Annotated in this window: 20 protein-coding genes and 1 tRNA gene; 15 read left to right on the top strand and 6 right to left on the bottom strand. The window is 54.1% G+C overall.

Translation table 11 applies throughout. The features are described 5' to 3' along the window. Positions 1-38 precede the first annotated feature (38 nt). The gene (locus tag ACESQ2_RS21420; protein ID WP_373171236.1) at positions 39-2,126 is read left to right on the top strand and encodes a DUF1176 domain-containing protein; all 2,088 of its coding nucleotides are present in this window, start codon (positions 39-41) and stop codon (positions 2,124-2,126) included. Positions 2,127-2,241: 115 nt separating this feature from the next. Beyond that, a tRNA-Phe gene (locus ACESQ2_RS21415) sits at positions 2,242-2,317 on the top strand. A 368-nt stretch (positions 2,318-2,685) separates the two neighbouring features. On the opposite strand, the gene ACESQ2_RS21410 is transcribed toward ACESQ2_RS21415, so the two are convergent. Continuing rightward, positions 2,686-4,908, bottom strand: coding sequence for a glycosyltransferase (locus tag ACESQ2_RS21410; RefSeq protein ID WP_049069774.1), 2,223 nt, complete (start codon positions 4,906-4,908; stop codon positions 2,686-2,688). Between the two features lie 99 nt (positions 4,909-5,007). Here ACESQ2_RS21410 and ACESQ2_RS21405 point away from each other — a divergent pair, with 99 nt between their 5' ends. Continuing rightward, positions 5,008-5,817 (top strand): polysaccharide pyruvyl transferase family protein, encoded by an 810-nt coding sequence (locus tag ACESQ2_RS21405; protein ID WP_004097886.1) that lies wholly within the window; start codon positions 5,008-5,010, stop codon positions 5,815-5,817. A gap of 35 nt (positions 5,818-5,852) precedes the next feature. Here the strand turns inward: ACESQ2_RS21405 and ACESQ2_RS21400 are convergent, their stop codons facing one another. The 3 genes from ACESQ2_RS21400 to ACESQ2_RS21390 form a co-directional block, all read right to left on the bottom strand. Beyond that, positions 5,853-6,002, bottom strand: a complete 150-nt coding sequence (locus ACESQ2_RS21400; protein WP_373171233.1) for a hypothetical protein — start codon at positions 6,000-6,002, stop codon at positions 5,853-5,855. A 45-nt stretch (positions 6,003-6,047) separates the two neighbouring features. Then, positions 6,048-6,488 carry a hypothetical protein gene (locus ACESQ2_RS21395; protein WP_373171231.1) on the bottom strand — a complete coding sequence of 147 codons (441 nt, stop codon included), beginning with the start codon at positions 6,486-6,488 and terminating at the stop codon, positions 6,048-6,050. 255 nt (positions 6,489-6,743) lie between these two features. Continuing rightward, positions 6,744-7,331 (bottom strand): NAD(P)H-dependent oxidoreductase, encoded by a 588-nt coding sequence (locus tag ACESQ2_RS21390; protein ID WP_032747547.1) that lies wholly within the window; start codon positions 7,329-7,331, stop codon positions 6,744-6,746. 115 nt (positions 7,332-7,446) lie between these two features. Between ACESQ2_RS21390 and ACESQ2_RS21385 the strand changes: the two genes are divergently transcribed. Beyond that, complete coding sequence (locus tag ACESQ2_RS21385) at positions 7,447-8,043, top strand: TetR/AcrR family transcriptional regulator (RefSeq protein WP_046876835.1); 597 nt, start codon at positions 7,447-7,449, stop codon at positions 8,041-8,043. A gap of 33 nt (positions 8,044-8,076) precedes the next feature. Here ACESQ2_RS21385 and ACESQ2_RS21380 read toward each other — a convergent pair whose 3' ends face one another. Next, complete coding sequence (locus ACESQ2_RS21380) at positions 8,077-8,859, bottom strand: DsbA family protein (protein ID WP_014837164.1); 783 nt, start codon at positions 8,857-8,859, stop codon at positions 8,077-8,079. A 223-nt stretch (positions 8,860-9,082) separates the two neighbouring features. Here ACESQ2_RS21380 and ACESQ2_RS21375 point away from each other — a divergent pair, with 223 nt between their 5' ends. The 3 genes from ACESQ2_RS21375 to cbpM all read left to right on the top strand — a co-directional run bounded on the left by ACESQ2_RS21375 (position 9,083) and on the right by cbpM (position 11,139). Next, positions 9,083-9,763, top strand: a complete 681-nt coding sequence (locus ACESQ2_RS21375; protein WP_004097877.1) for a TerC family protein — start codon at positions 9,083-9,085, stop codon at positions 9,761-9,763. 150 nt (positions 9,764-9,913) lie between these two features. Next, positions 9,914-10,834, top strand: coding sequence for a curved DNA-binding protein (gene cbpA, locus ACESQ2_RS21370; RefSeq protein ID WP_373171230.1), 921 nt, complete (start codon positions 9,914-9,916; stop codon positions 10,832-10,834). Further along, on the top strand, positions 10,834-11,139 hold the full coding sequence (gene cbpM / locus ACESQ2_RS21365) for a chaperone modulator CbpM (protein WP_004097873.1): 306 nt from the start codon (positions 10,834-10,836) through the stop codon (positions 11,137-11,139). Before cbpA ends, cbpM begins: the two co-directional genes overlap by 1 nt. A 145-nt stretch (positions 11,140-11,284) precedes the next feature. Here the strand turns inward: cbpM and proP are convergent, their stop codons facing one another. After that, a complete protein-coding gene (gene proP, locus ACESQ2_RS21360) occupies positions 11,285-12,787 on the bottom strand; it encodes a glycine betaine/L-proline transporter ProP (protein WP_025107668.1) in 1,503 nt (500 codons plus the stop codon). Between the two features lie 540 nt (positions 12,788-13,327). Here proP and ACESQ2_RS21355 point away from each other — a divergent pair. The 8 genes from ACESQ2_RS21355 (at position 13,328) to phnK (ending at position 18,871) form a co-directional block, all read left to right on the top strand. Beyond that, positions 13,328-13,663, top strand: coding sequence for a zinc ribbon domain-containing protein YjdM (locus ACESQ2_RS21355; protein WP_004097870.1), 336 nt, complete (start codon positions 13,328-13,330; stop codon positions 13,661-13,663). Positions 13,664-13,799: 136 nt separating this feature from the next. Next, positions 13,800-14,234, top strand: coding sequence for a VOC family metalloprotein YjdN (gene yjdN / locus ACESQ2_RS21350; RefSeq protein ID WP_004097869.1), 435 nt, complete (start codon positions 13,800-13,802; stop codon positions 14,232-14,234). 217 nt (positions 14,235-14,451) lie between these two features. Then, positions 14,452-15,177, top strand: coding sequence for a phosphonate metabolism transcriptional regulator PhnF (gene phnF, locus ACESQ2_RS21345; RefSeq protein WP_032695092.1), 726 nt, complete (start codon positions 14,452-14,454; stop codon positions 15,175-15,177). Next, positions 15,178-15,630, top strand: a complete 453-nt coding sequence (gene phnG / locus ACESQ2_RS21340; protein WP_373171225.1) for a phosphonate C-P lyase system protein PhnG — start codon at positions 15,178-15,180, stop codon at positions 15,628-15,630. After that, entirely contained in the window at positions 15,627-16,211 is a 585-nt protein-coding gene (gene phnH / locus ACESQ2_RS21335) for a phosphonate C-P lyase system protein PhnH (RefSeq protein ID WP_004097865.1), read from the top strand. Before phnG ends, phnH begins: the two co-directional genes overlap by 4 nt. Next, the gene (locus ACESQ2_RS21330; RefSeq protein WP_014227583.1) at positions 16,211-17,275 is read left to right on the top strand and encodes a carbon-phosphorus lyase complex subunit PhnI; all 1,065 of its coding nucleotides are present in this window, start codon (positions 16,211-16,213) and stop codon (positions 17,273-17,275) included. The genes phnH and ACESQ2_RS21330 overlap by 1 nt, the downstream gene beginning before the upstream one ends. Further along, positions 17,268-18,116, top strand: a complete 849-nt coding sequence (locus tag ACESQ2_RS21325) for an alpha-D-ribose 1-methylphosphonate 5-phosphate C-P-lyase PhnJ (RefSeq protein WP_373171222.1) — start codon at positions 17,268-17,270, stop codon at positions 18,114-18,116. The genes ACESQ2_RS21330 and ACESQ2_RS21325 overlap by 8 nt, the downstream gene beginning before the upstream one ends. Beyond that, entirely contained in the window at positions 18,113-18,871 is a 759-nt protein-coding gene (phnK, locus tag ACESQ2_RS21320; RefSeq protein WP_049069779.1) for a phosphonate C-P lyase system protein PhnK, read from the top strand. Before ACESQ2_RS21325 ends, phnK begins: the two co-directional genes overlap by 4 nt. The last annotated feature ends 135 nt before the right edge of the window (positions 18,872-19,006 follow it).

The following is a 19,006-nucleotide window of genomic DNA, read 5'->3' as shown; positions in this document are numbered from 1 at the left end:
ATAATCCCCTCCTCATCGATATGCTGACAGGGTTTGATATGCGCTCTCTTCTTTGGGTTGCCATCATGGGGCTGTGTTCAACACCGCTCCTGGCAGCTTCTCCGCAAGGCTTTTCTTTCGCGCACAAAGACTGGGAGCTCGCCTGCGACAACACCGGGACCTGCCGAGCCGCCGGCTATGGCGCCACCATGGGCGAAATCAGCGTTCTGCTGACCCGCAATGCGGGCGCGGCGCAGCACGTCATCGCTGTGGCGACTTTCGCGCAAACCGAACGCGATATCCCCCCTGACGCAACGGTAAATCTGTTCATTGACGATCGGGATAACGGTCCACTTGAGGCCGCCGACGAGAGCCACTTTCGCTTTGATGACACCCAAACGGCGGCCCTGATTCAGGCCCTGGAGCACAACGGCAAAATTGAGCTTGCCCTTAACGGCGAGCGTAAGACGCTCTCCGACGCGGGCAGCAGCGCCGTATTCCTGAAAATGGATGAGTTTCAGCAGCGCCTGGGCACTGCCGATGCGCTGTTACGCCAGGGCGACGCCGGTGATGACAATATTTTATCAGCCGCGCCCGCGCCGGAAATTATCGCCGCACCGGTCATCCACAATGCCGCCACCGTAGCGCTGACGGCAAAGCAGCGGCAGAAACTCCGTCCCCAGCTCGTTCCTCTGCTAAATAGCCATTGCGACGACTGGCAAAACGCAGATATCCCGGCATCTGAGCGCCAGATCACCGCAACGCCGTTGGATAAAAGCCACACGCTGATTCAGGCGCTGTGCTGGCGCGCTGCCTACAACGACGGCTATGCAACGTGGGTGGTTGACAAGGCGTTTATGACCCAGCCTCAGCTGGTCACCACCGACGCCTCCAGCTATGCCGACGGCGTGCTCACCTTTTTCAATAAAGGCCGCGGTATCGCCGACTGCATCAGCGGTGAAGAGCGCGTCTGGGATGGCAAAACGTTTGTCCAGAGCCTGAAATACACCACCGGCGATTGCCGGGAGATCGCCCCCGGCGGCGCGTGGATGCTGCCCACCTTTGTGAGCCAGGTTATCCCGAAGCAGCAGAAAGATGCCGATAACAACGCGCTGAAAGCGCTGTATAACGCCGTATTAAAGGAGCAGAAGGCCAATCCTGAACTGGATCTGAATAATATCGCCGAGCAGTTCCCCCTCAGTGGGAACGTCAGCCATTTTACGCTGACCTACGCGGACGACTCTCTGGTATCGACAACGAAGCCGTCCGCCGATATCAGCGATGATGAGTGGCAGGCGTTTCTCCAGTCCGATATCAGCGCCGACTCCGAAAACGGTAAAGTCAGCTTTACGCTGGTCGACCTCGACGGAGACGGTAAACGCGATTTAATTATCGACAGCTACGTTGGCGGCACCGGACTCTTTAGCTATACCGGGATACTAAAACGCAGCGACGACGCTTTTGCTGCGGTCAACAGCGATGATAGCGGCAATGGCGATGATTTTGACGCAGGCGTTCCGGGCGCGCTCTATTCCCTCAACGGCCGCGGCGCCAACCAGTGGAGTCACTGGGTGCGCATTAACGGCCAGGTTTACGCGCTCTGGTACAACGGCCAGTTTGGCGAAGACAATCTCTATCTGTTGCGCCCGTTTGGCCCCTCAGGCAGTACGCCGGCAGTGACAATCCGCTATCGCTACACCCTTAACGACATTCGCTCGCCGGAAAAAGACCAGCCTCTGACGCCCGCGCTGAATGAGCGGGAAAAGTCAGACCTGCTGAAGTCGCTGGAAGTGATGCAGAGCAACCTGCTCAAGGATAAGCCGCAGAGCGACAATGACGCGCCAATTTGCCCTATTCCTCCGGGCACATCATCCGACGACGCGGAAAACTACTACAGCGGGGTAGCGTCGAACTATATCTATGAAACCGTGGCATATATCCCGGTCTGGCTGAACGATAAATGTTTTATCGGCACCATCTTTAGCCACCACGGCGCCTATCGTCACGGCGTCGATGCGGAAATCACGATCAGCTCGCCGCGCGATGACGAAGACATTGTTGGCGACTACGCGATCTCCGGATTACGCCGCGCTATCTCGGTGACCAGCGGCTGGAAAATCCGTGAAGGCGACAACGGGATGATGTAATTTTCAGCAAAAAAGCGTCTTCAGGTGCAGAATTGCCGCAAACTTAAGCAACCGGTAGATAAATCGAGAAATTTGATTGACGCCGCGTACGGATTACGGTTTAATGCGCCCCGTTGCCCGGATAGCTCAGTCGGTAGAGCAGGGGATTGAAAATCCCCGTGTCCTTGGTTCGATTCCGAGTCCGGGCACCACTATTCAGAGAACCCAGCCTATGGCTGGGTTTTTGCTTTTCTGCGGCCGGACTCTCCATCGAACTGCGTTTGCCGAAGTTAGGCCCCTCACAACGTTAAATTCCGTAAGGCGTGTCGGCCCGCTTAGGGACGTACCAGACGATGTAGCAAAGCCGGAATTCCGCGATTACGGCAAATGAGGAGCAAACCTCGTTGGAGATTGTCGTCGTAGGGAACTGCCTGCGGTTCCACTCCCATAGATGCCAAACCAAAAGCAGCCCGATCGCGAGATAAGCGAACGTTGGTATCCGGGTGAGCTGAGTGCGTCGAACAATTAAACTTCATTAAAACTCTTTTTTGCGGAGCCCTTTCGAGCTCCGCGGACGCTGCTATTTCAACAGGGATTTAACTTTTCTGCCCACCCGACGAACCAGACTTCTGCCTCTGTTGGCGCCCTGAACATGAATGGCTTCATAAAGGGCATTAAAGCGGTCATGGGCCCAGCCATCTCTTTGCTGGGAAATAAGACCATCAATCTTATGATTTAAAAGCTGCAGTTCATTACTGACAGAGTGGCCGCCATTGATGCTACGCAGTCGGCTCACCTCGCTCTCAAGCTCATGAATTTTTTCGAGGTAAGCAGGAATCAACCCCATCGCATAATTATATTTCACATTTTCATCCATAAATGGACGGAAACTACGATAGTTATTTTTGCTCTTATTTCCGCTTAACAACATTCCGGAGTTTGCTACTCTGTACCAAAACAGCGGTTCAGGAACGAGCTGCAATTTATAGCCTTGTAAGGAGACTTTCGCAAAAAACTCCCAATCTTCATGGCCTAAACCATAATCTTCAGTAAAGCCACCGATATTGTCGAAAGCTTCTTTGCGAATAAGGGCATTAGCATCGCCAAAGCAGTTGCTAAAGCTGGCGATATTTAAATCCGGGCCTAACGGCAGCCAGCAGTGCGTCATTTTACGGAACGGAGAAGGGAACTCTTCACCAAAAATAAGATCGCTTGGGGTGGTTAACACATCGGCCCCGGAGTTTAATGCTGCCGTGACAAATGTCTCAACCTCAAAAGGTTTAGCGACATTATCATCGTCCATAAACATCAGATATTCACCGGAGGCGTGTCGCGCAGCCAAATTTCGCGCTGCGCCCAGGTAGTTATTAGAACTACGGATGATTTTCCAGCCTCGAGCGTTAAAATCGTTCTCGATAAGGTTCAAATAACGATGAGATTCTTCTTTTGTACTTCCATCATCAACTAAAATGACTTCAATATTTTGATACGTCTGCGTTTTAATTGAGGCAAGTGCCTGCTGGAGCAAATGGTGGCGATCGAAATGAGTGATACACACGCTAACTAACGGGCGATTCAATTCATCTATTTTTTTGAAGACGCTGTTATCTTTTCGCTCAATAGCGGCAAACCACGCTGCCTGGATATTTTCCTGTGACTCAACCAGCCCAGGCTTGATATTTATATTCTTTAAGCGATAGTGGATTTTACCGTACAAATCAACCGGCGTTGGGGTAAACAGAACCTCAGCATGATGCTCTTGCGGAATCAGTTCTGGAATTCCTCCGACGTTTGAGGCGAGGAAGTTAACGTTATTAACCAAGCACTCATAAACTGTATACGGAGAGTTTTCAACGAGCGATGGGATGATGACTAATACATTTTTTCTTTTTATATATTCATTAGCATTAGTACGATCGTAATCGCTGATGATATTGACTGCCAGACCCAGATTTTTGGTCTGGTTCATGATATAGGTAAAGGAATCAATTTTACCCAGCGTGACATTCTTCCCGAGGAAGGTCACGCCAGAGATCGTCTCTTTGTCTTCGTCAGAGAGCTTTCTTAATGCGCGCAGGAAGATATCGAGCCCTTTACGGGTTTCAAGTCGGCCGAAAAATACAAGCTCAACGCCTGAAGCAGGTGTTTCATTTGTTTTAACTGCAACATCACTTCTCGTCTCAAACCCTTGAAATGGCTCGCAATTTAAAATGACGTGGCGTTCTTCAGGAACATTCCAGTGTTTACTCAACATCCAGTCAATTAAATACTGAGAAGGACTAACGACTTCATCAGCCATCTCAACAACCATTTTCTCCATATAATAGAGTTCAAGATGATTCTGATCATATGGGAGCTGGTAATTACCTTCATCAGCCCATAATGTTGAGCTATGAGTATTGACAATGAATTTTGTATTTTCAAAATCAGTGCCATTCTTTTTACTTAATAAAGCGTAATACAGATCTGCCTGCCACTCACAAGAAATAATAGTGTCGTAGACATTATTTTCTTTCAGCCAGAGTAAAATTGAGTAACTTTTTCTTCTAAAATAAGGCGCATCAATATTAATCTCTTTTACCAGACCGGTACTTAGAAGATTAATACCAAAGGTGCTATAAATACGTGACCAATCGCTAAAAGTTGATGCAGAAGACTCCGAATAGTCACCACATGTATACAATACATCGACATCATAACCCTTTTTTGCCAAAGTAGTGGCAAGGGCAGTGAAAGCAGTACCAATGCCGCCGTTACGGACAGGCCCCTCTATGTCCGGCGTCATTATAAGAACTTTTTTCATTGTGATCTTTCCTTAGTAACCTAGACTTTTCTATAATAATGAGTGAGTTGAAGTAATATTAAGATAGCAATCAATAGCTTCTGTTAAACAGGATAAAAAATGACCAGTGCAGAGTTAAAATTTGATTTATTTCTAAAATCCTATCATCCATCTCATCGATTTGTCTATAAGGCAAACCCCGGTAACGCGGGTGATGGCGTGATTGCATCGGCAACGTACGACTTTTTCGAACGAAATGCGCTTACCTATGTTCCTTACAGGGCCGATGAGCGCTACAGCGCTGATACTGATATTTTAATTTTTGGTGGCGGAGGAAACCTCATAGAAGGACTGTACGCTGAGGGCCGCGATTTTATTCAAAGTAATATTCACAAATTTCACAAAACGATCATTATGCCTTCGACCATCAGAGGGTATAGCGATTTATTCACTAATAATATAGATAAGTTAGTTGTCTTTTGCCGAGAAAATACCACTTTCGATTATATAAAATCTCTCAGCTATGAGCCAAATAAGAACGTATTCATTGCTGATGACATGGCATTTTATCTCGATCTTAGCCAGTACCTGTCTCTTAAACCTGCCTATAAACAACAGGCAAACTGTTTCAGAACAGATTCAGAGTCTCTGACAGGAGAACATAAAGAAAACAATCATGATATTTCGCTCACGTGGAATGGCGACTATTGGGATAATGAATTTCTGGCACGAAACTCTACCCGCTGCATGATCAATTTTCTTGAAGAGTATAAAGTTGTAAATACCGATAGACTTCACGTGGCAATTTTAGCCTCCCTGCTGGGAAAAGAAGTCAATTTCTACCCTAACTCATACTACAAGAATGAAGCCGTTTATAATTACTCGCTGTTAAATCATTACCCAAAAACGTGCTTTATTACTACCAGCTAAAAAATGCAGCGTATATTAATACGCTGCAAAAAAATTCACATAACCTTTACAGCATTATCAATTATTGCCTGCCAGCCTTCACGCGAGTATTCATTTGCCCGGCTATAGTCGGCAAATCTATCGATTGCGCCAATAAAAAGATTATCAGTCACTTTCTTGATTTCACCTGGAGCTGAACTTTCCACGTTACTTTTCACGTAAAGTATTTTACTGTTACCGTGCTTCTTAAACTATTTTGCTAAAGCGAATACTATATCATCAAGATTATTGCCATTGCTTTTTACGACAAAAATTTTATTGTCATCAACAAGGCTTTTCTTAAATTTGCTTATCAGGTAATTAATCTTCTCTACTTCTTTTTTATAAATAAGATCATTTTCCTGTTCAGAATAACGCCAGGCCCAGCCATCATTTTTATTATCGCTATACATTTCAGTATGAAAACAAATATCATATTGTTGATCAAGCACCATATCCTGCCAGGATGGGGTCAGGTTTTCATAGACATACAAACCAGCAAAATCAGATTCTATTAGTTTTAGAAGAGCATGATAGTTTTTTATTAAAGTCCAACGAAACAAGCTGCCTTCATCATAACCTGACTCTCTGAGAAAGAAAGCAAACTCACAATTATCACCGAGACTTTCGAAACGCTGTAATTTATTCATCATTGTTTTCCAGAAGGGGAACCGAAGGATTATACAATAAGGTACCTCTGGCTAACACCAAAAATGTCGTCAGATGCCGTCCGCGCAGGGCAACATAACGCGGTGAAAACATGGCATATCAGCATGACGCCCCCTCGTGAGATTATCGCGCGTTCTGTCCCGATATGACGCATATAAACCATTGATAATATATTTTTTTCAGGCCGGGCCCGGATAAAGCCGCCCGGCGGAAACCCAGGCTCGGGAGCGAAGCGAGCCTCAGGCAAACATCTTTCTTCCCAGCTGGCGACCCGCCTCCAGATGCGCCTCCGCCGTTTTCAGGTCCGGCAACAGCAGCATCTGCGAACTGGCTACCGTCGCCCCGCAGTAATCAAAAATCCCGTGGACAATCTGCGCATTAAAAGCATCGGTAAACCCGTGCTTGTCATACGTTTGTTGACTCGCTGCGCCTAATGCCACCAGATGCACCCGCAGGCGGCCCAGCTTCTTCACAACATCGCCGTCGGCGGTCTCCTCATAGGCCCAGCCGTTTGAAAACACGCGGTCAACCCAGCCCTTTAACAGCCCAGGCATCGACCACCAGTAAACGGGAAAAACCAGCACCAGCGCGTCGGCGTTATCAATTCTGGCCTGCTCGGCCATCACGTCGGGCGGCGTGTCGCCGGTTTGCAGAAATGCGGCGATATCCGGCTCGGCAAATACCGGGTTAAAGCCTTCCTGCGTTAAATCCGCTATGTCAGCCGTATGCTGCGGGCCGGATTCGGCAATTCCTTGCGCAATCGCCGTCGCTACGCTGTGAGTCAGAGACGTCTTGAGAGGATGAGAAACCACGATTAATGCATGCATGACGGATACCCCAGTTGCGCTATAACGATATTGGACGTAGTCTTATATACCAACAGTAACCTACCATTAGTAAGTTACCTTTAGTATATTAATATGTCAACGGGAGAATGTTTCCATGTCTGAACCACTCGTACGTCAGCGTTTAACGCGAGAAGAGCGGCGCAAGCAGCTGATTGATGTCGCCTGGCATATTATTCGGCAAGAAGGGACCGATGCTCTGACGTTGGGTTATCTGGCGACGCAGGCGGGCGTGACTAAACCCGTGGTTTACGATCACTTTGACAGCCGTTCAGGGCTTTTCGCGACGCTTTATCGCGAATACGACCAACGCCAGACGGCGCGAATGGATGAGATACTGCGCAATACCGAACCGAATGCGGAGAAGCTGGCCTCGGCGATCGCCAACGCCTATATCGAGTGCGTGCTGCTTCAGGGGCGCGAGATGCCCAGCGTCATGGCCGCGCTGGCCGGGACGCCAGAGCTGGAGAAGATCAAACAAGAGTGCATCGCCACCTTTACCGGAAAATGTCGGGACTATTTTTCGCCGCTTTGCGAGAGTGAGAATCTCAGCGAGGCGGCCATTCTCGCCATGCTCGGCTCCGCCGACGGGCTATCGGCCGCGGTAGTGAACGGCGTCATCACGGAGCAGCAGGCTAAAGATGAACTCTGTCAGGTCATTATGTCGATGCTGCAGCGCTGCTGTCATCGCTAAATCGCGCCCGCCGTCCGGCGGACGCGTTGATTATCAGCCGCCCGCTTTCTTGATCGCCGCATCCAGCGAGGCTTTATCCGCCAGCCCCGGGAATACGGTGATCGTCGCTTCCGTGGCGCCGGTAGTCGGCATCACGATAACGCCCGGCGTCCCGCTCAGGCCAATTTCCTGCGCCAGCTGATTGGTGCTTTCCAGTACCGGCTCAACGTCCGCCGCTTTCTTCGCGTCGAAATTCACTTTCTTCGCCTGCTGCTGGATGTCGGCAGCCGTCAGCTTGCCTTCGTTATGTCCGGTGGAATAGATCCCGTTATGGTAGGTCAGATAAGCCTCAGCGCCCTTCTGCTGATAAATCTGCAGGCCGGTTTTGGCCGCTTCAAGCGAGGTTTCCCAACGGCTGCCAAAGATCGGCCACTCTTTAAAGGCAAAGCGGGTCTGCGGGTTCTCTTTAATCACCTGCTCCATTACCGGCGCCAGACGACTGCAGTAAACGCACTGATAATCAAAGAATTCAATGACCGTGACTTTGCCCTCTTTCGGGCCGTAGGTTGGCGTATTTTTATCCTGGGTCAGCGCGGCCGCATTCTTCAGTACCGCCTGGGTCGCGGCGCTGGCCTGCTGCTGTTGCTGAATTTGCTGTAGCTTCTGGCTGGCCTGCAGCAGCACTTCCGGATGCGCGACTAAGTAATCCGCGGCGATTTTGCCAATACGGGCCTCTTGTTCAGGCGTAAAAGTCGGCGCATCAGCAGCGGTCGCCATAAGCGGAAACAGGGTAGCGCCGATAAAGGCAAATGTGAGTAAATTCTTATGGCCGGGCATGTAGTTAGTCCTTGCGATAGGTGAACGGCAGATGTATTTCTACGAACAAAATATCATCCTTTGCCTGCGAATCATTGCCGGACCATGCAATGATTGGTAACGATATTTTTCAATCACTCGCTGCGCGCGCTCTCTCGGTAAGGTGGCCAGAGTGCCCTAACGAGAGTACGCTTCGCCCCTGCGTTTTTCCGTAGGTTCTCTTTTTTGGTTCGATGAGTTGGGTATGAATGCGTTTTTCAGTCAGTGGGACGTGGCGGTTATTCTGCTGCAAATTATTGCTATCGATCTGTTATTGGGTGGCGACAACGCGGTGGTGATCGCGATGGCCTGCCGTAAACTGCCGCCTCAGCAGCGTACCAAAGCGATTATCATCGGCACCGTCGGCGCAATAGCGGCGCGCGTGCTGCTGCTGGCCATCGCGATCTATTTACTCTCATTGCCGTGGCTTAAAGTGGTCGGCGCGCTGATGCTACTGTGGATTGGCATCAAGCTGGTGACCAATCAGGAAGAAGAGAATGATGTCAGCAGCTCCAGCAGCCTGTGGCGTACCGCGGTCACCATTACCGTTGCCGATGTCATTATGTCGCTGGATAACGTGCTGGCGGTGGCCGCCGCCGGAAAAGGCCATCTGCTGCTGGTCGCGCTGGGCGTATTGATCAGCATTCCGATTATCGTCCTCGGCAGCAAGCTGGTGCTGGCTATCCTCAACCGCTTCCCGTCCGTGGTGATGCTGGGCGGGGCGCTCATCGGCTGGATAGCCGGTTCCATGATGGTGACCGATGTGACCATCGTTCATCTGTTCCCCAACGCGCCCGCCGCGCTCCCCGTGATGGGCGGAGCCATTGGCGCCGCCCTTGTGCTGCTGGAAGGGTTGCGCAGAAACCGCCGGCGCTCCAGCGAATAGCTGGCGTTCACGCTTGGCCGCCGTCAATCCCGACGGCGTCAAGTTTGCGCCATTTTTCCCCCACATCCGCCCTCATTTGCCCTACGCTTAGTAAAGACACCTGATCCAGGGATCTGTAACCATAATATTGCGCATAAATGAGATAAAACCATGGAATTAAAGGATTATTATGCCATTTTAGGGGTTCAGCCAACGGACGATCTGAAAACCATTAAGACCGCCTATCGCCGTCTGGCACGTAAATACCACCCCGATGTCAGCAAAGAAAACGATGCCGAAGCCAAATTCAAAGATCTCGCCGAAGCCTGGGAAGTGCTTAAAGATGACCAGCGCCGCGCCGAATACGACCAGCTCTGGCAGCACCGTAACGATCCGCAGTTTGGCCGTCAGCAGCAGCATTCCCACGAGCAGAGCTATAGCCAGCAGGACTTCGACGACATCTTCTCCTCCATGTTTGGCCAGCAGGCGCACCATAGCCGCCGCCAGCACGGCGTCCGCGGTCATGACTTAGAGATAGAAGTCGCGGTATTCCTTGAGGAGACCCTGGCCGAGCAGACGCGCACCATCAGCTATAAGCTGCCGGTTTATAACGTCTTTGGCATGGTCGAAAGCGAAACGCCGAAAACCCTGAACGTGAAAATTCCCGCGGGCGTCGTCGACGGCCAGCGGATCCGCCTGAAAGGCCAGGGCACCCCTGGCGAAAATGGCGGCCCTAACGGCGACCTGTGGCTGGTGATTCATATCGCCCCGCATCCGCTGTTTGATATCGTCGGACACAACCTTGAAATCGTCCTGCCGCTGGCGCCGTGGGAAGCAGCGGTAGGCACCAGGGTCACTATCCCGACGCTGAAAGAGAGCATCCTGCTGACCATTCCGCCGGGCAGCCAGGCCGGTCAGCGGCTGCGGGTGAAGGGCAAAGGGCTGACCAGCAAAACCACCACCGGCGACCTGTATGCGGTGATCAAAATCGTCATGCCGCCAAAACCAGATGAGAAGAGCCGTGAGCTCTGGCAGCAGCTGGCGGATGCACAATCCAGCTTCGAGCCGCGTAAGACATGGGGGAAAGCCTGATGGCTAAGATAACAGTGACGTTCACGATTACCGAGTTTTGTCTCCACACCGGCCTTTCCGAAGAGGAGCTTAACGAGATTGTTGGCCTCGGCATGATCGAGCCGCGCCAGCCGCAGCGGGAAAACTGGCTGTTTGACGATAGCGCGGTGACCATCGTTCACCGCGCCGTACGCCTGCGCAAAGAGCTGGAGCTGGACTGGCCGGGCATTGCTGTGGCCTTAACGCTGCTGGACGAGAACGCGCGCCTGAGCCGCGAAAATCAAATTCTGCAGCAGCGGCTGGCGCGCTTTCTGACCCATAGCTAAGCCGTAGCCCGCTCTCTTCCTGTGGCACCGCCCGGTCCTTACCGGGCCTGGGCGGTCCGCGAATGACCTCAAGCCCGTAGCCGCTCAGGACATAAAAAATGCCGCCGGGGAAGCCCGCGGCGGCATGAATTACTGGCAAAACGATTTAGTCGTTGATGCGCGGATGCTGCTGCACCAGACGAGAACGTTTTTCCTGCAGGTCGGCGATTTCCTGATCGATATCTTCGATTTTATGTTCGATGTTATCGTAGTGCTCGCCGAGAATTTCTTTCGCTTCCTGAATATCCGAAGCCGCTGGCGTCGCCCCTTTCAGCGGACGATTGGCGGTCTCTTTCATCGACAGGCCGGTAATCAGACCAATCAACGCCACCACCATCAGATAGTAAGCCGGCATCATCAGGTTCTGCGTGCTTTCCACCAGCCACGCCGCCAGAGTCGGCGTCAGACCGGCAATCAGCACCGAGATGTTAAAGGCGCTGGCCAGGGCGCTAAAGCGGATGTGGGTCGGGAACATCGCCGGCAGCGACGAGGCCATCACCCCGATAAAGCAGTTCAGCACCACCGCCAGCAACAGCAGACCGGCGAAAATCAGGCCAAGGACGTTACTGTTAATCATGATAAAGGCCGGAATCGACAGCCCGAACAGCGCCACGCTACCAATCAGGATGAACGGACGACGGCCAAAACGGTCGCTGAGCATACCGATAACCGGCTGAACGAACAGCATCCCGACCATGATGGCGATGATGATCAGCACCCCGTGGTCTTCAGAATAGTGCAGGTTATGCGACAGGTAGCTCGGCATGTAGGTCAGCAACATGTAGTAGGTCACGTTGGTGGAAATCACCAGACCGATACAGGTTAGCAGGCTACGCCAGTGTTTGGTCGCAATCTCTTTGAAAGAGACTTTCGGCCCATCCTGCAGGCCCTCGCGGTCGCCCTGCTCCATTTTATCAACGTGCTGCTGGAACGCCGGCGTCTCTTCCAGCGCATGACGCAGATAAAGACCGATAATCCCTAACGGCAGCGCCAGGAAGAACGGAATACGCCAGCCCCAGTCGAGGAAGTTCTCTTCACCCACCACGCTGGAAATCAGCACGACTACGCCCGCGCCCATGACAAAACCGGCTATCGAACCGAAGTCCAGCCAGCTGCCCATAAAGCCGCGTTTACGGTCAGGCGAGTACTCTGCAACAAAGATAGAGGCACCGGTATATTCGCCGCCCACCGAGAAGCCCTGCGCCATTTTACACAGCAGCAGCAGGATCGGCGCCCAGATACCAATCGTGGCATACGACGGAATAAGGCCGATACAGAATGTACTTATCGACATGATAACGATGGTTATCGCCAGAATCTTTTGTCGACCGTATTTATCGCCCAGCATCCCGAAGAACAGGCCGCCTAATGGACGAATTAAGAAGGGAACCGAGAAAGTACCGAGCGCGGCAATCATCTGCACGCTGGGGTTGGCATCGGGGAAAAAGACCTTACCAAGCGCATATGCAACAAAACCATATACCCCAAAATCGAACCATTCCATCGCGTTACCCAGCGACGCTGCGGTAATCGCTTTCTTCAGTTTGCTATCATCAATGATGGTCACATCCCGAAGCGTGATGGGTTTTACTTTTTTCCTTTTAAGCATAATTATCCTCTTTTGCTCTCGCCTTGAGCGCACGAATCTCCGCCGAATGACAAGGTCATTCGCGTCATGCGTTGGGAGCGGCGAATTGCTGTGCTCCACATTTCAAGCGTAGCAGGTTTGCCTGCACTGTCTGCTGACAGTCCGTACAACCGAACCTGTTGACGCCTGCTCTGGCCATAATGAAATAAGCGGTACCGCTAATAAGTGTAGTGAATTTGCGTTCTCGCCTTTTTACCCTAACAGCGTTTAAATTTGGGATCAACTTCACAAAAATTTACCTACCCTTAAACAGAGTCATCCAAAAGCAATAAGTTCAATGAATATTGGAACTTAGCGATACATTTCCGGAAATATCCTGCGCTTTTTATGAAAATAAGCCCGCCAGGCCTCACGATATATATCCTCTTTCTCCGCTGCGATAAGTCATAAAAAAGGCCCGACAAAAGTGCGGGATTGCGCTATAATCAGCATTACTTTCGGCTATCAGCCGCCATTTAAAGGACCAACGTCCTGTTTTACCCAGTAATCGCGAGGAACGTCATGCAACTGCCACACTGCCCAAAATGCCATTCTGAATACACTTATGAAGACGGCGGCATGTTTATCTGCCCGGAATGCGCCCACGAATGGAACAATGCCGAGCCTGCGGACGATAACGACGCGCTGGTGGTCAAAGACGCCAACGGTAATTTACTCGCCGACGGCGACAGCGTCACCGTGGTAAAAGATCTGAAGGTTAAAGGCAGCTCTTCGATGCTAAAAATCGGCACTAAAGTGAAGAATATCCGCCTGGTTGAAGGCGATCATAATATTGACTGTAAAATAGATGGTTTTGGCCCGATGAAGCTAAAATCCGAATTTGTTAAAAAGAACTGATTTTATTCCCCCGACGCCCGTTGTCGGGGGGAAATATATTTTCCCGTGGCCTCCCGGAATCCCTCGCTGCCGCCTGGCTTAATTCTGCAATCCCCTTCTACGCTTAATGGAATATTCGTTACCTGAGGTAATGGTTATGCCCTTAAGTCCCTATATCGCTTTTAGCGGCAACTGCGCTGCCGCCATCGCTTTCTACCAGCAGGCGCTGGGCGCGGAGCTCATCCACAAAATCACCTGGGGTGAAATGCCGCAGAATACGCAGGACGCCGAAGATGGCTGCCCTTCCGGCCAGCATCTGGCTGCCGACGGTATCGCGCACGCCAGCCTGCGCATTGCCGATAGTATCCTGATGCTCAGCGACAGCCCCTCCAGCAACATGGAGCGCTACGCCGGATTTACCGTCGTGCTGGACTCGCAGGATGTTATTGAGGGTAAACGCTGGTTTGACGGCCTCGCCGACGGCGGGCAGATTGAGATGGCCTGGCAGGAAACCTTCTGGGCGCACGGCTTCGGTAAAGTTATCGACCGCTTTGGCGTCCCGTGGATGGTCAACGTGGTGAAAGAGCCTTAACGCTGGCCTTTTCCCCTCACCCTGTGCTCCCCCCGAAAGGGAGAGAGGGCGGAGTGAGGGCATCTGTGCATTCACTCCCCCTTACCCTGTCATTCCACCGGCATCAACTCTTCATCCCCCGGTCATCATGAGTTAACCGAAATGTAACAAAAAACCGTCAGGATCGGCCCACGCTCAGAGGGAAATACTTCCTTGTCCTTAGTGAGGCTCGATTGACATGTACTTATCCAGACATCCGACCAGTTATCCAACGCGATATCAGGAAATTGCCGCCAAACTGGAGCAAGAGCTTCGCCATCATTACCGCTGCGGCGACTATCTGCCCGCCGAGCAGCAGCTGGCGTCCCGCTTTGAGGTTAACCGCCACACCCTGCGCCGGGCCATCGATCAGCTCGTCGAACGCGGCTGGGTCCAGCGCCGTCAGGGCGTCGGCGTGCTGGTGCTGATGCGCCCGATAGATTATCCGCTCAACGCCCAGGCCCGCTTTAGCCAGAATCTTCTCGAACAGGGCAGCCACCCGACCAGCGAGAAGCTGCTGTCGGTGGTGCGTCCGGCCAGCAGCCACGTTGCCGAGGCGTTTGCTATCAGTGAAGGCGATAACGTCATTCACCTGCGCACCCTGCGCCGCGTGAACGGCGTCGCCCTGTGTCTGATCGACCACTACTTTACCGACCTGCAGCTGTGGCCGGTTCTACAAACCTTTACCCACGGCTCTCTCCATGACCTGCTGCGCGATCGGCTTGATATCGAACTGACCCGCGTGCGCACCAAAATCAGCGCCCGCCGCGCGCAGGCCAAAGAGAGCAATATTCTCGGCATTCCCAACATGGCGCCGCTGCTGTGCGTGCGCACCCTGAATCATCGCCAGGGCGAGCAGAGCGCGACGGAGTACTCCGTCAGCCTGACCCGCGCCGACATGATTGAATTCACCATGGAGCACTGAATGCACTTTGATACCGCAACCCGCCAGCGCTGGATGTCCGTGCTGGCCCACAGTGAACCACAAGAACTGGCGGCGCGGATGCAGACGCTGCAGCTCGCGCCGCAGTATGAGCTGATTCGCGCCCCGGAGACCGGGCTGGTGCAGCTGCAGGCGCGTATGGGCGGCATCGGCGACCGATTCTTCGCCGGAGACGCCACCTTAACCCGCGCCGCCATTCGCCTGGCCGACGGCACCCTCGGCTATAGCTGGATTCTGGGCCGCGACCGCACGCACGCTGAACGCTGCGCGGCCATTGATGCCCTGATGCAGTCACCACACCATTTTCACACCCTGATGGAAACCCTGATAACCCCGCTGGAAGAACAACGCAGCGCGCGCATTGAAGCCCGACGCGCCGAAGTCAACGCCAGCCGGGTCGACTTCTTTACTCTGGTTCGCGGAGATAACGCATGACATTACAACCCGCCTTTACCCTGGCTGTGCAGGATGCCCAGCACAGTTTCCGCCGCCTGCTGAAGGCGATGAGCGAGCCGGGAGTGATTGTCTCCCTGCAGCAGCTTCAGCACGGCTGGCAGCCGCTGAACGTCGCCTCCACCAGCCTGCTGCTGACGCTGGTGGATCACGACACGCCGGTCTGGCTCGCTCCCGCGCTGCATAACGATCTTGTCGGCCAGAATCTGCGCTTTCATACCGGCGCGCCGCTGGTTGAGCAGCCGCAGCAGGCGACCTTCGCCGTCGCCAGCGACAGCATCAGCGCCGAGCAGCTGAACGTGCTTTCCGCCGGTACCGTCGTCGCCCCGGAAACCGGCGTCACGCTGGTGGTTCAGCTTGCCAGCCTGAGCGGCGGCCGGATGCTGCGGCTGACCGGCGCGGGGATCGCCGAAGAGCGAATGATCGCCCCGCAGCTGCCGGAATGCATTATTGAAGAATTGACCGAGCGTCCGCATCCGTTCCCGCTGGGAATCGATCTGATCCTCACCTGCGGCGAACGCCTGCTGGCGATTCCGCGCACCACCCATGTCGAGGTCTGCTAATGTACGTAGCCGTCAAAGGCGGCGAGAAGGCGATCGTCGCCGCTCACGCCCTACAGGAACAGAAACGCCGAGGCGAGGGACGGCTTCCTGAAATCAGCGTTGATCAGATTAGCCAACAGCTTAATCTGGCGGTGGACCGGGTCATGACCGAAGGCGGCATCGCCGACCGGGAGCTGGCGGCGCTGGCGCTGAAGCAGGCCAGCGGCGACAGCGTCGAAGCGATTTTTCTGCTGCGCGCTTATCGCACCACCCTGCAAAGGCTGGCGGTCAGCGAGCCTGTCGACACCGCCGGTATGCGCCTTGAGCGCCGTATCTCGGCGGTCTATAAAGATATCCCCGGCGGCCAGATGCTCGGCCCGACCTACGATTACACCCACCGTCTGCTCGATTTTACCCTGCTGGCCAACGGCGAAACGCCGCCGCTGGCGACCGATAGCGCACCGCAGGAAGCGACGCCGCACGTCTTTAATCTGCTCGTCCAGCAGGGGCTGGCGAAGGCGGAGCGGGATACCGACGCGCAGCCCGACGATATCACCCGCCATCCGCCGGTTTATCCCTGTTCGCGCTCTTCGCGCCTGCAGCAGCTGGTGCGCGGCGACGAGGGCTACCTGCTGGCGCTGGCCTACTCCACCCAACGCGGCTACGGACGCAACCATCCGTTTGCCGGTGAAATTCGCAGCGGCTACGTCGCGGTGGAGATCGCACCCGAAGAGCTGGGCTTCACCGTCACTATCGGCGAACTGCTGATGACCGAATGCGAGATGGTCAACGGCTTTGTCGACCCTCAGGATGAACCGCCGCACTTTACCCGCGGCTACGGCCTGACGTTCGGCATGAGCGAGCGCAAAGCGATGGCGATGGCGCTGGTTGACCGCGCGCTCCAGGCGCCGGAGTACGGCGAAGAGGTGGCGGGCCCTGCCCAGGATGAAGAGTTTGTGCTGGCCCATGCCGATAACGTCGAGGCCGCCGGTTTCGTTTCACACCTTAAACTTCCCCACTATGTCGATTTCCAGGCCGAACTGGCGCTGCTTAAACGCCTGCAACGGGAGAATCAACGTGGCTAACGCACTGACCGGCTATAACTTTGCTTATCTCGACGAGCAAACCAAACGCATGATCCGCCGCGCCATCCTGAAAGCGGTGGCCATCCCCGGCTACCAGGTGCCCTTCGGCGGTCGCGAGATGCCGATGCCCTACGGCTGGGGAACCGGCGGTATCCAGCTTACCGCCAGCATCATCGGGGAAAATGACGTCCTGAAGGTGATCGATCAGGGCGCCGACGACACCACCAACGCGGTATCGATTCGTCAGTTTTTCAAACGCGTGACCGGCGTCGCGACCACCGAGCGCACCGAAGACGCCACGCTGATCCAGACCCGCCACCGGATCCCGGAAACGCCGCTGACTGACGATCAGATCCTGATCTTCCAGGTGCCGATCCCGGAGCCGCTGCGCTTTATCGAGCCGCGCGAAACCGAAACCCGCACCATGCACGCGCTGGAGGAGTACGGCGTGATGCAGGTGAAGCTGTACGAAGATATTGCCCGCTTCGGCCATATCGCCACCACCTACGCCTACCCGGTGAAGGTCAACGGCCGCTACGTGATGGATCCGTCGCCGATTCCAAAATTCGATAATCCGAAGATGCATATGATGCCTGCGCTACAGCTGTTCGGCGCCGGACGCGAAAAACGCATCTACGCGGTACCGCCGTATACCCCGGTTGAGAACCTCGATTTCGACGATCATCCGTTTACCGTTCAGGAGTGGGTTGAACCCTGCGCCATCTGCGGATCTCGCCATAGCTATCTTGATGAAGTGGTGCTCGATGACAGCGGCAAACGGATGTTTGTCTGCTCCGATACCGATTATTGCCGCCAACAGAGCGAGGAGCAGAAAAAATGAGTCATCCGTTACTGACGGTGAACAACCTGACCCACCTCTACGCGCCGGGCAAAGGCTTCAGCGACGTCTCGTTTGAGCTGTGGCCGGGGGAGGTGCTGGGTATCGTCGGCGAATCCGGCTCCGGAAAAACCACGCTGCTGAAAGCGATCTCCGCCCGCCTGGCCCCTCAGCAGGGAGAAGTGCTGTATCAACAGCGCTCGCTATATGCCATGAGCGAAGCGGATCGCCGCCGCCTGCTGCGCACCGAATGGGGCGTGGTGCATCAGCATCCGATGGACGGCCTGCGCCGCCAGGTCTCGGCCGGCGGCAATATCGGTGAACGCCTGATGGCCACCGGGTCCCGTCACTACGGCAATATTCGCGCCACCGCCGGACAGTGGCTGCAGGAGGTGGAGATCCCGCCTTCGCGCATTGACGACCTGCCCACCACCTTTTCCGGCGGGATGCAGCAGCGCCTGCAAATCGCCCGCAATCTGGTGACGCAGCCGAGGCTGGTGTTTATGGATGAGCCCACCGGCGGGCTGGACGTATCGGTGCAGGCGCGCCTGCTCGATCTGCTGCGCGGCCTGGTCGTCGAGCTGAACCTGGCGGTGGTGATTGTGACCCACGACCTCGGCGTCGCCCGCCTGCTGGCTAACCGTCTGCTGGTGATGAAGCAGGGCCAGGTAGTCGAAAGCGGCTTAACCGACCGGGTGCTCGACGATCCCCATCACCCCTATACCCAGCTGCTGGTGTCGTCGGTGTTGCAGAACTGAGTGAATGTCCACTCCCCGGTGGCGCTGCGCTTACCGGGGCTACGGATCCCGGGCCGTCTGCAAGCCGGTAGCCCGGACAGGCGCAACGCGCCGCCTCCGGGACTCCCCGGTCGCGCTTCGTGAGTTAATGCATCA

It is taken from the genome of Klebsiella sp. Q11, assembly GCF_964241505.1.
GTDB classification, from domain to species: domain Bacteria; phylum Pseudomonadota; class Gammaproteobacteria; order Enterobacterales; family Enterobacteriaceae; genus Klebsiella; species Klebsiella michiganensis.
The sequence above is the reverse complement of the archived record's forward strand: the minus strand, read 5'-3'. Positions and strand labels throughout refer to the sequence as shown.

What these genes read in the sequence shown, in the direction of transcription:
- ACESQ2_RS21410 (WP_049069774.1), bottom strand. Translation starts at nt 4,908, where the DNA reads ATGAAAAAAGTTCTTATAATGACGCCGGACATAGAGGGGCCTGTCCGT.
- phnK (WP_049069779.1), top strand. Translation starts at nt 18,113, where the DNA reads ATGAGTCATCCGTTACTGACGGTGAACAACCTGACCCACCTCTACGCG.
- ACESQ2_RS21420 (WP_373171236.1), top strand. Translation starts at nt 39, where the DNA reads ATGCGCTCTCTTCTTTGGGTTGCCATCATGGGGCTGTGTTCAACACCG.
- ACESQ2_RS21380 (WP_014837164.1), bottom strand. Translation starts at nt 8,859, where the DNA reads ATGCCCGGCCATAAGAATTTACTCACATTTGCCTTTATCGGCGCTACC.
- phnH (WP_004097865.1), top strand. Translation starts at nt 15,627, where the DNA reads ATGACATTACAACCCGCCTTTACCCTGGCTGTGCAGGATGCCCAGCAC.
- ACESQ2_RS21355 (WP_004097870.1), top strand. Translation starts at nt 13,328, where the DNA reads ATGCAACTGCCACACTGCCCAAAATGCCATTCTGAATACACTTATGAA.
- ACESQ2_RS21390 (WP_032747547.1), bottom strand. Translation starts at nt 7,331, where the DNA reads ATGCATGCATTAATCGTGGTTTCTCATCCTCTCAAGACGTCTCTGACT.
- ACESQ2_RS21375 (WP_004097877.1), top strand. Translation starts at nt 9,083, where the DNA reads ATGAATGCGTTTTTCAGTCAGTGGGACGTGGCGGTTATTCTGCTGCAA.
- cbpA (WP_373171230.1), top strand. Translation starts at nt 9,914, where the DNA reads ATGGAATTAAAGGATTATTATGCCATTTTAGGGGTTCAGCCAACGGAC.
- ACESQ2_RS21405 (WP_004097886.1), top strand. Translation starts at nt 5,008, where the DNA reads ATGACCAGTGCAGAGTTAAAATTTGATTTATTTCTAAAATCCTATCAT.
- ACESQ2_RS21395 (WP_373171231.1), bottom strand. Translation starts at nt 6,488, where the DNA reads ATGATGAATAAATTACAGCGTTTCGAAAGTCTCGGTGATAATTGTGAG.
- proP (WP_025107668.1), bottom strand. Translation starts at nt 12,787, where the DNA reads ATGCTTAAAAGGAAAAAAGTAAAACCCATCACGCTTCGGGATGTGACC.
- phnG (WP_373171225.1), top strand. Translation starts at nt 15,178, where the DNA reads ATGCACTTTGATACCGCAACCCGCCAGCGCTGGATGTCCGTGCTGGCC.
- ACESQ2_RS21330 (WP_014227583.1), top strand. Translation starts at nt 16,211, where the DNA reads ATGTACGTAGCCGTCAAAGGCGGCGAGAAGGCGATCGTCGCCGCTCAC.
- ACESQ2_RS21385 (WP_046876835.1), top strand. Translation starts at nt 7,447, where the DNA reads ATGTCTGAACCACTCGTACGTCAGCGTTTAACGCGAGAAGAGCGGCGC.
- cbpM (WP_004097873.1), top strand. Translation starts at nt 10,834, where the DNA reads ATGGCTAAGATAACAGTGACGTTCACGATTACCGAGTTTTGTCTCCAC.
- phnF (WP_032695092.1), top strand. Translation starts at nt 14,452, where the DNA reads ATGTACTTATCCAGACATCCGACCAGTTATCCAACGCGATATCAGGAA.
- yjdN (WP_004097869.1), top strand. Translation starts at nt 13,800, where the DNA reads ATGCCCTTAAGTCCCTATATCGCTTTTAGCGGCAACTGCGCTGCCGCC.